The organism is Streptomyces sp. NBC_00726 (assembly GCF_045161735.1).
Taxonomy (GTDB): Bacteria; Actinomycetota; Actinomycetes; order Streptomycetales; family Streptomycetaceae; genus Streptomyces.
Genome location: NZ_CP108983.1, coordinates 79,835 through 91,419 on the forward strand (window position 1 = coordinate 79,835; position 11,585 = coordinate 91,419).

An 11,585-nucleotide genomic window follows, 5' to 3' on the forward strand; every position below is an offset into this window, starting at 1 on the left:
GGGCGTTGGGCCGGATGTCGGTGGTGCGGGTCAGGCGTCCTGAGGCCGTGCCCGAGTGGAGGCGTCCGCGTCCACGGTGAACTTCTCGCCGCCCGCCGGTACGCCGACTCCCTGCCAGGTGAACGGGATTCCGTGTGCCGTCTCCGGGTCCGGTCCGTCCATCAGCTGGAAGTGCACATGGGGTTCGGTCGAGTTGCCGGAGTTACCGCATTGGGCCAGCAGCCGGCCGGGCTCGACCTCGTCGCCCGGGCGGACGCGGAGGGAGCCTCGCTGGACGTGTGCGTACATGGCGTGCGTTCCGTCGCCGAGGTCGAGGACTATGTGGTTGCCCACGACGCGGCGGCTGCCGCCTATGGTCCTGCCCACCCCTTCGACCAGCCAGAAGTACAGGATCCCGGCGAGCGAGCTGCGGCTCAGGTGGTCGCGCTGGCCGTCCTCCGCGTGCACGACGGTCGCGCGGGCGACCGCGTACAAGGGCGCGCCGAAGGCGGGGTAGGCCCGGTTGGCCCGGGCGACGGGCCAGAACCAGACGGGGGTGGGGCGGGCGGGTCCGTCCGCCGGCTCGGCCACGATGTCGATGGCGTAGCTCTGCGCCAGGCTGTGCGTCCCGTGGCTCGGGACCTTGTCGGCGGGGCTGTTGACCGCGGACCAGCGACCGGTCACCGGGGGCGCCACCGCGACGGCCGCCGGGGAGCGGGTCGCGATCCGGTGGCGGGCGGAGCGGGCCGCCACCAGGCCGATTCCCATCGCTCCGAGCATCGGGAGCCAGCTCAGCCAGTAGTTGTACGGCAGTTCCGCGAAGAAGTCGTAGACGATCTGGGCGAAGAAGATCACCCACAGCGCGTACTGGGCCTTCGCGGCGATCTTCCGTCGGTCCACGGACATGTTTTCCCCCTTGAACGTAAATCTGCGTACGCGGTCGGTCAGGTCGCCGGGCGTGCGGCGGTGAGCACCACGAGGAGCGGCACGACTCGCCCGGCCGGTATCTCGTAGCGGCCGCGCTCCGGGGAGTGCAGCCAGCCGGCGCCCGTCAGCTGGCGCAGATGGTGGTAGACCTGGCCGGTCGTCCCGACCCCGTCGAGCGCGGCCAGCTCGGCCGCGGTGCGCAGGCCGCCCAGGACCTCGCGCAGCAGCGTCAGCCGTACCGGGTTGCCGAGCGCGGCGAACGACGCGGCGGCCTTTGACCAGTCGTCGTCCAGCACCGTCTCGGTCGGCAGCCCGTACTGCCATTCGTAGCGATGCCCGGTCGGTACGCGCACCGCGCCGGTGAACAGCACGGCGCCGTCCGCCTCCTCCGTCACCGGGTGCCGCGCCTTCAGCGCGTCGAGCGCCCAGAAGTCGGCCTCCGCCACGGCGGGCGCGGACGCGGCGGGGGCCGCCTGCACCAGCTCGGCCAGGCGTCGTTCGAGCTCGGTGACACGCTCCTCCAGGTCCACACATCGAGATTACGTAATTACGGAGTTACGTGCAAGGGCGAATCTGCGCCATCGGTCACGCAGACATAATTGCGCAGCTCAGACTGCGCACCTTAGGCTGTACGTATGAACGAGACCGAGCAGACCGTCTCCGAGACGGCCGCACGCGCGGCGCACGAGATCCGCGTGGTGCACAGCCGGCTGCGGCGGCGCCTGCGGGAGACGTACGACCGCGAGGAGCTCACGCCTTCCCAGACCTCCGTCCTCAGCCGGCTCGACAAGGACGGCGAGGCGTCGGTGGTCGATCTGGCCGCCGCCGAGGGCGTACGGCACCAGTCGGTGACGAGCACCGTCGGCGCCCTGGCCGAACGTGGCCTGGTCGGCCGCCGCCCGGACCCGGAGGACGGCCGCCGGCAGCTGGTGTACGTGACCGACAGCGGGCGCACCTTCCTGGAGGACCGCCGGCGCGCCGGGGAGGGCTGGCTCGCCCGGGCCCTGGAGGAGCACTGCACGGAGCAGGAGCGGCGTGGCCTTCTGGCGGCGATGGCCGTCCTGGAGCGGATCGTCAGGTCGTGAGTACGGGAATGACGCGCGCCCTGAAACGGTGGCGCCCCGCGCGGGACAAGGGTTCGGCGCACGGCTTCGACCGGCGGCTGCTCGCCCCGATGATGACGGGGGCCGCCCTCAACCCGGTCAACTCCTCCATCATCTCGGTCTCGCTGGTCCCCATCGGGGCCGCCTTCGGTGCCCCGCCCGCCCAGACGGCGTGGCTGATCTCCGCCCTGTATCTGGCGACCGCGATAGGCCAGCCGGTGATGGGCCGGCTCATCGACCTGTTCGGGCCCCGGCGGCTGTTCCTCGCCGGGGCCGCGCTGACCGGGATCGCCGGGGTCGTCGGCATGCTGGCGCCCAGCCTCGGCGTGCTCGTCGCCGCGCGGGTGCTGCTCGGATTCGGCACCTGCTCCGGATATCCGGCCGCCATGCATCTGATCCGCAGCGAGGCCCGGCGCACCGGCGAGAAGAGCCCGGCCGGGGTGCTGACCGCGCTCGCGATCACCACGCAGACCATCGCCGTCGTCGGCCCGAGCGTCGGTGGACTGCTCGTCGGCATCGGCGGCTGGCGCGCCACCCTCGCCGTCAACATCCCGCTGGCGCTTCTCGGCCTGTACCTCGGGGCGCGCCGCATCCCGGCGCTTCCCGGGACGGCCCGCGCGGACGGCCGCTCCTGGGTGCGGAGCCTGGACCTGCCGGGGATGGGACTGTTCGCCGCGGCCCTGTCGTGCCTGCTGCTGTTCCTGATGGACATCGGCGGCGGCGACTGGTATCTGCTGGTGCTCACCGTCGCGGCCGGGGCCGGATTCACCTGGCGCGAGCTGCGCGCCGGGGAACCGTTCATCGACGTACGCGTGCTCGGCGGGAATCTGCCGCTGGTTGCCACGTACGGGCGCGCCCTGCTCTGTTACGTCGTCACCTACGCGTTCCTGTACGGATTCACCCAGTGGACCGAGCAGGGGCGCGGGCTGTCCGCCTCACAGGCGGGGCTGGTCCAACTCCCGTTGTTCGCGACGGGGATCGCCGTCTCCGCCCTCACCGGCCGGCGTCAGGCGGTGCGCGGGAAGCTCCTGGTCGGCGCGGCCGGGCAGATCGCGGCGTGCGCGATGCTGCTGCTCCTGCACGGCGACAGCCCTGTGTGGATGCTGCTGGCCGTCGTGGTCGTCCTGGGTGTGCCGCAGGGGCTGAACGGCCTCGCCCTTCAGAACGCGGTCTACCACCAGGCCGACGCCGACCGCATCGGCTCGTCCGCCGGGCTGCTGCGCACCTTCGGGTACCTCGGCGCCATCACCGCGTCGGCCGCCAACGGTGCGTTCTTCGGGCAGCGCGCCGACACCCCGGGTCTGCACCAGCTGGCCTGGTTCATGCTCGCCGCCGGCGTCCTGTTCCTGGCGGCGACCGTCGCCGACCGCTCGCTGCGCCGGATCGGCGCGAGCTCCGAGAACGATGAGGAAAGCCCATGACCCGCCCCGCCCTGCTCGTGATGGACCGCGACCCGGAGGTTCACCGGGTGCTCACCGGGAAGATGTTCCCGGACCAGAGCGAGGTCATCACGGCCGACGCCTGGATCGCGGGCCTGGGCTGCCCCCGGACGGACCGGTGGGCCGGCCCACCCCGCTCCCGCAGCCGCACGGCACGCGCCACGGCGAGCCGGCTCCCGGCGCCCGCCGGACCGGGACACCCGCACGCTGTGCGAGTTGCCGCACGCGGACCGTTACCCGCACTATGGGATTATCGTCCGGGTCGGCTCGTACGGCCTAACCGACAGGGACGGGATGGGTGCGGCTCATGGTCAGGTACTTCGAGAACGGCGCCGGTGAACTGGTGTCCGACGCGTTGGCCGGCTTCGCCCGTGCGCACGCGGATCTGGTGCGGTACGACGCGGCGGACGGGTTCGTCACCGCCCGGCACCCCGCGCCCGGGCGGCGGGTGGGGCTGTTGTCGGGGGGCGGGTCCGGGCACGAGCCGCTGCACGCGGGGTTCGTCGGTGCGGGCATGCTCGATGCGGCCTGCCCGGGAAGGGTGTTCGCCTCGCCGCACAACCGGCAGATCTTCCGGGCCTCACGCGCGGTGGCGGGGCCGGACGGCGTGCTGCACCTCGTGAAGAACTACACCGGCGACCGGATCAACTTCGGCATCGCGGCCGAGCGCCTCGCCGACGCGGGGATCGCCTGTGCGCGGGTCCTCGTGGACGACGACCTGGCCACCGACTCGGCGGACATCGCCGCCGGACGGCGCGGCACGGGCGCCACGGTGCTGCTGGAGAAGGTCCTGGGCGCCGCCGCCGACACGGGGATGGGGCTCGATGAGCTGGTGGAGCTGGGTACGGGCCTCGCGGGCCGGTGCCGTACGCTCGCCGTCGCCTCGGCCGCGCACCACGCGCCGGCCACCGGTGAGCCCGCGTTCGAACTGCCGCCCGGTGAGCTGGAGTACGGCGTCGGGATTCACGGGGAGCGCGCCGCCCGTACCCGCGAACAGGGCCCCGTGAGCGCGCTGGTGGAGGAGATGACGGGGGCGCTGCTGGACGCGTTGCGGCCCGGGCCGGAGGAGTCCGTCGTCGCTCTCGTCAACGGGCTCGGGTCCGTCACCTCGCTCGAACTGTACGCGGTGTTCGGCGAGTTGGGACGGGTGCTCGACGCCCGAGGGGTGCGGCTCGCGCGCCATCTGGTGGGCGAGTACGTGACGGCGCTGGACATGCGGGGGTTCTCCCTCACGCTCATGGTCGCCGGCCCCGCCGCCCTGGAGTTCTACGACGCACCCGTGCACACCCCGGCACTGCGGTGGTGACCGGTCAAGCCCCCTGCGGGACGAACGTACGAGGAGGGCCCATGACGAACGACGCTCTGGACGGCACGCGCACCCGCGAGTGGGTGGGGCGCTTCGCGGACTCGGTGCACGCCACGGAGGCCGAGTTGACGGAGCTGGACCAGCAGGCGGGCGACGGCGACTTCGGCGCCAATCTCGCCGCCGGAATCGAAGCCGCCGCTCCGCTGCTCGACCAGTCGGCGGCGTCGGCCGGCCCCGGCGACCACCTCGGCGCCCTGGCCACCGCCTTCCTGGACGAGGTCGGCGGGACGAGCGGCCCGCTGTTCGGCCTGCTGTTCCAGGCGATGGGCCGGGCCGCCGGCTCCGGACCGGGGCTGACGACGGGCGCGCTCGCCGAGGGCGCCGCCGAGGGTCTGGCCGCGATCCGCCGCGTCGGGGACGCCGCGCCCGGCGACAAGACGCTGGTCGACGCGCTGGCCCCGGCCGCCGACGCCCTGCGGGCGGCCGGGGACGCGCCCCCCGCCGAGGCCCTGGCCGCCGCGGCGGACGAGGCGTGGCGGGGGGTGCGGGAGACGGCGTCCCGGGCGGCGCGCATGGGCCGGGCCAGCTACCTGGGCGAACGCGCCACCGGCGTCCCGGACCCGGGGGCCGTGGGCATGGCGCTGTTCTTCGCGTCCGCGGCGGGCCCGGTGCGAACGCTGGCGCCCCACCTCGCCGGTGACTGAGACCCGGCCGCCGCTCAGGGGCCGAGGCGGCTGCGGGCCCAGCTGAGCAGTCCGGGGTCGGTCAGGCTCGTCACCCACAGGTCGGCCCGCTCGCCGTCCGGGTCCGGCGGGCGCGTCCCGATGCCGATCACCCGCAGGCCCGCCCGGCGCGCCGACTCCATGCCGGTCAGCGAGTCCTCCACGGCCAGGGCCTCCTCGGGCGGTACGCCGCAGAGGCGGGCGGCCGCCCGGTAGACGTCCGGCTCGGGCTTGGGCCGTACCTCCTCGCCGGCGACCACCACATGCTGGAAGCAGCCGAGGAGCCCGGCCCGGCCGAGGCACGACTCCACCGTGGCCCGGGGGCAGTTGCTGGCCACCGCGAGAGGGCGGTGGCGGGCGGCCAGCCGGACCAGCGAGGCGGCGCCGGGCATGGTGACCGGGTCCTCCTCGACCAGCGCCGTGAAGGTGCTCAGGAGGGTGTCGGCGAAGTCGCCCGCCAGGTCCGGTTTTCCGGTCTCACGGGCCATCAGGGCACCGCACTCGGTGTAGTGCACGCCCTTCGCCCGGTCGGCGAACCCGGCGGGCGGGGTGAGCCCGAACAGCCGGAAGGTGAGGGTGCGGGCCTCCTGCCAGTGCCTCTCCGTGTCCATCAGGGTGCCGTCACAGTCGAAGACGAGGGCGGACGGGGACCAGGAAAGGATGCGATGAGCTGTCATGTAACCGCCGTTCTCGGAGGGCTGCGCCGGCCGGTGAGGTACGAGGGCGCAGACATGTGCCGGATGGCACACCTGTGGAAGGGAGGAATCGGACGCGGGTGCCGCTCCATGAGCGCGGCGGCCAGGTCGATTCCGCTGGGCGCCGCGACGGACTCGCGGCCCCGTGGGTCAGCCCGTCCGAAACATCATGACCATTACGTTATTTCGGCGGTTCCGAATTCCGCAATCACCAATTCGAGTGCACCGGAATACATGAAGAAGTATCGGCCGACCGCGCGGACCGGGCGATGAATAATAGGATCGTCGCGCGATGCGACCGGCCCCCTTACAAAGGGGCAGCCTTTCGCGTCGCGACGCTAGTACGTATGAGCGAAGGTGGAACAAGTGCAGGACAGGGCGCGCGCAACCCGCAAAGTGCTGCTGGAATCGGCGGCACATCTATTCGTAGAACGGGGATATGCGGGCACGAGTGTCAATGACATAAGTGATCACTCGGGAAAGACCAGCGGCGCGATCTACTTTCATTACTCCAGCAAGGAAAAGCTCGCGCTCGCCGTGGTCCGCGAGCAGTTCGCCAGCTGGCCGCAGCTCGCCGCCGCCTACGCCGCACCGGGTGTCCCCCCGCTGGAGAAGCTGGTCGCGCTCAGCTTCCGCGTCGCCCGGTCCCTCGGCGAGGACGTCGTGGCGCGGGCCGGCGCGCGGCTGTGGGCGGAGCGCCGCACCATCGGGGCGCCCGTGCCGACGCCGTTCGGCGCCTGGACGTTGGCCTGCGCCCGGCTCCTCGCCCAGGCCAGGACGCGGGGCGAACTCGCGGCCGGGGTCGAGCCGTCGGCGGCGGCCGTGGCGCTGGTGTGCGGGTTCTTCGGGCACTGCACCCTGACCGACGAGATGCCGGACAGGTGGGGCCGGCCGGAGCGGCTTGAGCAGTGGTGGCGGCTGGCCCTCGCCTCGCTCCAGGCGGAGCCCGATCCGGCGGGCCTGCTCGCCCGGGCCCGCGCCCGCATCCCCGCACAGGCGGACGACCCGCACGCCGGGCGGGCGGCCGGTGCCACGCAGGCGGGCACCTCACGGGCCGGGCGGCCGGCCGCCCCCACCCCTCCCCGGTGACGGGCATCACAGGCTCCGGCCTCTTGACGCCCTTCACCCAAACCGGTTTGGTTGTCCTCGTTCGAGCAGTCAAACCGGTTTGAAGGCGCCCGTCTTCGGCCGCCGGCAAGGAAGTCCAGGCCCATGGCACGCAAGCCCACCATCGCGGATGTCGCCCGGCGGGCCGGTGTCTCACGCGCCACGGTCTCCTTCGCCCTGAACGACCGGCCCGGTGTCGCCGAGGAAACGAAGCTGCGCATCCTCGCGGCGAGCCGGGAGCTCGGCTGGACCCCCAGCCGTCAGGCCCGGGCCCTCTCGCTCGGCAAGGCCGGCGCCTTCGGGCTCGTCCTAGCCCGCGAGGCGGAGCAGGTCGGGGCCGACCCCTTCTTCCCGGCGTTCATCGCCGGGGTCGAGGCGGTGATCGGGCAGCGCGGCGACGGGCTGATGATCCACATCACCGCCCCGGAGAACGAACAGGGCGTCTACCGGCGCCTCGCGTCGGAGCAGCAGGTGGACGGGGTCCTCCTCACCGACCTGCGCCGCGACGATCCGCGTCCCGCGCTGCTGCGGGAGCTGGGGCTGCCGGCCGTCGTGGTCGGCCAGCCCGAGTGGGGCGACGGCCTGACGGCGGTGAGCCTGGACGACGAGCCGGCGTACACGGCCGCCGTCCGCCATCTCGCGGAGCTGGGCCACCGGCGGATCGCCCATGTCGAGGGGCCGCAGGAGCTGCTGCACGCCCACCGGCGCCGGACCGCGTGGGAGCAGACCCTGCGCGCGCTCGGCCTGCCCGAAGGGCCCGTGCTGCCCGGCGGGTTCACGCCCGAGGGCGGCGCGCAGGCGACCCGGCGGCTGCTGGCCTCGGCCGAGCCGCCGACCGCGATCGTCTACGGCAACGACCTCGCCGCGATGGCCGGGCTCTCGGTCGCCCAGGAGCTGGGTGTCCGGGTGCCCGAACAGTTGTCGCTGGTCGGCTACGACGACGCGCCCCTGACGCGGTACAGCTTCCCGCCGCTCGCCTCCGCACGGGCGGACGCCCGGGGCTGGGGCGAGGCGGCGGCCCGTGCGCTCGACGCGGTCGTCGCCGAGGGAGCCGCCGACCATGTGCGGCTGCCTCCGGCGCGGTTCGTGCCCCGTGCGTCGATGGGACCGGCGCCCCGCCGGTGACGTAACGGGGGCAATCGACCGGTCGTGCTCGCGCCGGCCGGGAATTCCGTGCGGCGACGAGGCCGCGCGTGAACAGTTCGGAGATCAATTCATGCTGAGGAGAACGGCGTACGCGCTGCTCGTGCTCGCTCTCGCGGGCACGGCGACGGCCTGCGGCCGGTCGGCTCCCGATCCGGCGACCGCCGCCACGGCGCGCGGCCCGATCACGGTCTGGCTTTCCAACAACGCGCAGGAGGTGCAGTGGGGCAGGGCGATGGTCGCGGCGTGGAACAAGGCTCATCCCGACCAGCACGTCACCGCGCAGCAGATCCCGGCCGGCAAGACCTCCGAGGAGGCCATCAGCGCCTCGATCATCGCGGGGACGACGGCCTGTCTCGCCTTCAACACCTCGCCGGCGGCGGTGCCGACCTTCCAGAAGCAGAACGGCCTCGTCCCCCTCAGTGACTTCCCGGACGGTGAAAAGTACATCGCCGGTCGCGGCGGCTCCCTCACCGACCAGTACCGCTCCGCCGACGGCAAGTTCTACCAGCTGCCGTGGAAGAGCAACCCGGTGATGATCCTCTACAACAAGAAGCTGTTCGCGAAGGCCGGTCTCGATCCCGAGCACCCGAAGCTGGCCACGTACAAGGAATTCCTCGAAACCTCCCGGACGCTCGTGCACAGTGGTGCCGCGAAGGCCGCGATATGGCCCTCGCCGAGCAGTGACTTCTTCCAGCCCTGGTACGACTTCTATCCGGCGTTCGCCGCGCAGAGCGGCGGAAAGCAGCTGATCGAGAACGGCACACCGCAGTTCGACTCGGCGGCGGGCCGGCAGGTCGCGGCGTTCTGGCGCACGCTGTACGCGGAGAAGCTGGCGCCCCAGGAGCAGTATCCGGGCGACTCCCTCAACGACGGCAAGGCCGCCATGGCGACCGTGGGCCCGTGGGCGGTGGCCGCGTACAAGGACAGTGTGGACATCGGTGTGGCGCCGGTGCCGACCGCCGACGGCGGGAGCGGGAAGCACTCGTTCAGCGACGAGAAGTCCGTTGCGATGTTCAGCGCCTGCGAGAACCGGGCCACCGCCTGGGACGTGCTGAAGTTCGCGAGCTCCGCAGCGCAGGACGGGAAGTTCCTGGAGGCCACCGGCCAGATGCCGATGCGCGAGAACCTGACGGCGAAGTATCCCGGCTACTTCGCGGAGAACCCGATGTACAAGGCGTTCGCCGACCAGGCGGAGCGCGTGGTCGAGGTGCCGAACGTGCCGGGCTCGATCGACATCTGGCAGACCTTCCGCGACGAGTGGACGAAGTCGGTCGTGTTCGGCCGCGAGTCCACGGACGCGGGGCTGCGCAAGGCGTCGTCCGAGATCACCGGCCTGCTGAACGAGTACGGGGACCCGTCATGAGCGTGAACCTGGACGCGGCGCCCGGCGCCGTACGCACGAGTGGGGCCGTCCCGCGCGGCAGGGCACGGCGTGGCCTGTCGCGGGCCGGCGCGCTGTTCGTGTCGCCGTATGTGCTGTTCGTCGTGGTGGTCTTCGCGGTCCCGCTGGTCTACACGGTGTGGATCTCCTTCCACCGCTTCTACTTCACCGCGCCGGGCACGGACATCGACTCGCCGTGGGTGGGTCTGTCGAACTACCGGGACGTCTTCACGGACCCGGTGGTCGGGCAGGCGTTCCTCAACATCCTGATCTTCCTCGTCATCAACGTGCCGCTGACGGTGGGCCTCTCGCTGGTGCTGGCGGCGGCGCTGAACGCGAAGATCCGGGGGCGGGCGTTCTTCCGCGCCGCGTTCTACGTGCCGTATGTGACGGCGAGCGTGGCCCTGGTCGCCGTATGGCAGTTCCTGTTCGGCTCGGACGGTTTCGTCAACCATCTGCTCGGCTCGCACGCCCCGGATCCGTCGTGGCTGGTCAACTCGCATCTGGCGATGCCGATGATCGCCGTGTTCGTGACCTGGAAGCAGCTCGGCTTCTTCGTGATGCTGTATCTGGCGTCGTTGCAGAACGTCGGCAAGGAGCTGTACGAGGCGTCCGCCATGGACGGTGCGGGCAAGGTGCGGCAGTTCTTCTCGGTGACCGTGCCGGGTGTGCGGCCGGCCACGACGCTCGTCGTGATCTACGCGATCATCACCGGCGCCAACCTGTTCAGCGAGCCGTATCTGCTGACCGGCGGCGGTGGCCCCGACCACGCGTCGACCTCGCCCGTCCTGCTGATGTACCAGAAGGGCATCGAGCAGGGGCATCCCGACTTCGCGGCCGCTCTGGGCGTCGTGCTCGTCGCCTTCGTGATGGTCGTGTCGATCGCCGCCCGCAAGCTCACCGAGAGGGGCGACTGACATGAGCGCCACCGCACCGAGGCCCACCCGCCGGTTCCCCGCCGGCAGCACCGTCCGCTACGTGCTGCTGTCGCTCGGCGCCGTCGCCTTCCTGTTCCCCTTCTACTACATGATCGTCGGCTCGCTGCGCGGGCAGACGGTCGGTGACCTGTCGGCGGCGGTCCCGTCCGGGCTGACCGGTGACAACTACGCGGCGGTCAACAGCGCGATCTCGCTGGGCCGGTCCCTGCTCAACTCGGGGATCATGACCATCGGGGTGCTGATCTGCACGCTGGTGTTCGGGGTGCTCGCCGGGTACGCGCTGGCGCAGCTGCGCTTCCGGGGCAAGGGGGCGGTCTTCGCGGCCCTGCTGCTCGTGCAGATGATCCCGTTCCAGCTGCTGACGCTGCCGCTGTACGTGCTCGTCGTCCGCGACTACGGGCTCGGCGACAACTACCTGGGCATGATCCTGCCGTTCGCGATCAACTCGACGGCCGTGTTCCTGTTCCGCCAGTTCTTCGCGCAGATGCCGCAGTCGCTCTTCGAGGCGGCCCGCATCGACGGCGCGAGCGAGCTGCGCATCCTGTGGCGGATCGCGCTGCCGATGGCCCGACCGGCCGTGCTGACCGCGCTGCTGCTGACGTTCATCGGTCCGTGGAACGAGTTCCTGTGGCCGTTCCTCGTCACCAAGAACGCGGACATGCAGCCGCTGGCCGTCTCGCTCGCGAGCTTCCTCTCCAACCTCCAGGGCACGGTGGCCAACCCGGCCGGTGCCCTGCTGGCCGGCGCCTGTGTGCTGGCCCTCCCCGCGGTGGTCCTGTTCCTCCTGTTCCAGCGCCACTTCACCTCTACCGACATCGATTCCGGAGTAAAGGGCTAATCGC

General features: G+C 71.9%; 13 protein-coding genes. 9 read left to right on the forward strand and 4 right to left on the reverse strand.

All coding sequences use genetic code 11. The features are described from left to right. Window positions 1-30: 30 nt before the first annotated feature. Both OG338_RS00365 and OG338_RS00370 read right to left on the reverse strand, forming a co-directional pair. Window positions 31-885: a M23 family metallopeptidase gene (locus OG338_RS00365; RefSeq protein ID WP_405935373.1), complete on the reverse strand. Its 855-nt coding sequence runs from the start codon at window positions 883-885 to the stop codon at window positions 31-33. A gap of 38 nt (window positions 886-923) precedes the next feature. Further along, complete coding sequence (locus tag OG338_RS00370) at window positions 924-1,436, reverse strand: ArsR/SmtB family transcription factor (protein WP_405935374.1); 513 nt, start codon at window positions 1,434-1,436, stop codon at window positions 924-926. A gap of 105 nt (window positions 1,437-1,541) precedes the next feature. Here OG338_RS00370 and OG338_RS00375 point away from each other — a divergent pair, with 105 nt between their 5' ends. Together OG338_RS00375 and OG338_RS00380 are read left to right on the forward strand one after the other, a co-directional pair. Then, window positions 1,542-1,991 (forward strand): MarR family winged helix-turn-helix transcriptional regulator, encoded by a 450-nt coding sequence (locus tag OG338_RS00375; protein WP_405935375.1) that lies wholly within the window; start codon window positions 1,542-1,544, stop codon window positions 1,989-1,991. Between the two features lie 8 nt (window positions 1,992-1,999). Continuing rightward, window positions 2,000-3,430, forward strand: coding sequence for an MFS transporter (locus tag OG338_RS00380; protein ID WP_405940275.1), 1,431 nt, complete (start codon window positions 2,000-2,002; stop codon window positions 3,428-3,430). 40 nt (window positions 3,431-3,470) lie between these two features. Here OG338_RS00380 and OG338_RS00385 read toward each other — a convergent pair whose 3' ends face one another. Next, a complete protein-coding gene (locus tag OG338_RS00385) occupies window positions 3,471-3,611 on the reverse strand; it encodes a hypothetical protein (RefSeq protein WP_405935376.1) in 141 nt (46 codons plus the stop codon). Window positions 3,612-3,755: 144 nt separating this feature from the next. Between OG338_RS00385 and OG338_RS00390 the strand changes: the two genes are divergently transcribed. Both OG338_RS00390 and dhaL read left to right on the forward strand, forming a co-directional pair. After that, on the forward strand, window positions 3,756-4,754 hold the full coding sequence (locus OG338_RS00390) for a dihydroxyacetone kinase subunit DhaK (RefSeq protein ID WP_405935377.1): 999 nt from the start codon (window positions 3,756-3,758) through the stop codon (window positions 4,752-4,754). A gap of 41 nt (window positions 4,755-4,795) precedes the next feature. Next, window positions 4,796-5,458, forward strand: a complete 663-nt coding sequence (gene dhaL, locus OG338_RS00395; RefSeq protein WP_405935378.1) for a dihydroxyacetone kinase subunit DhaL — start codon at window positions 4,796-4,798, stop codon at window positions 5,456-5,458. Window positions 5,459-5,472: 14 nt separating this feature from the next. Here the strand turns inward: dhaL and OG338_RS00400 are convergent, their stop codons facing one another. Beyond that, a complete protein-coding gene (locus OG338_RS00400; RefSeq protein ID WP_405935379.1) occupies window positions 5,473-6,153 on the reverse strand; it encodes an HAD family hydrolase in 681 nt (226 codons plus the stop codon). Window positions 6,154-6,537: 384 nt separating this feature from the next. Here OG338_RS00400 and OG338_RS00405 point away from each other — a divergent pair, with 384 nt between their 5' ends. The 5 genes from OG338_RS00405 to OG338_RS00425 all read left to right on the forward strand — a co-directional run bounded on the left by OG338_RS00405 (window position 6,538) and on the right by OG338_RS00425 (window position 11,581). Continuing rightward, the gene (locus OG338_RS00405) at window positions 6,538-7,260 is read left to right on the forward strand and encodes a ScbR family autoregulator-binding transcription factor (RefSeq protein ID WP_405935380.1); all 723 of its coding nucleotides are present in this window, start codon (window positions 6,538-6,540) and stop codon (window positions 7,258-7,260) included. A 123-nt stretch (window positions 7,261-7,383) separates the two neighbouring features. After that, window positions 7,384-8,403: a LacI family DNA-binding transcriptional regulator gene (locus OG338_RS00410; RefSeq protein ID WP_405935381.1), complete on the forward strand. Its 1,020-nt coding sequence runs from the start codon at window positions 7,384-7,386 to the stop codon at window positions 8,401-8,403. Between the two features lie 91 nt (window positions 8,404-8,494). Next, the gene (locus OG338_RS00415; RefSeq protein WP_405935382.1) at window positions 8,495-9,787 is read left to right on the forward strand and encodes an extracellular solute-binding protein; all 1,293 of its coding nucleotides are present in this window, start codon (window positions 8,495-8,497) and stop codon (window positions 9,785-9,787) included. Then, window positions 9,784-10,722, forward strand: coding sequence for a carbohydrate ABC transporter permease (locus OG338_RS00420; protein ID WP_405935383.1), 939 nt, complete (start codon window positions 9,784-9,786; stop codon window positions 10,720-10,722). The genes OG338_RS00415 and OG338_RS00420 overlap by 4 nt, the downstream gene beginning before the upstream one ends. Before the next feature lies 1 nt (window position 10,723). Beyond that, entirely contained in the window at window positions 10,724-11,581 is an 858-nt protein-coding gene (locus OG338_RS00425) for a carbohydrate ABC transporter permease (protein WP_405935384.1), read from the forward strand. The last annotated feature ends 4 nt before the right edge of the window (window positions 11,582-11,585 follow it).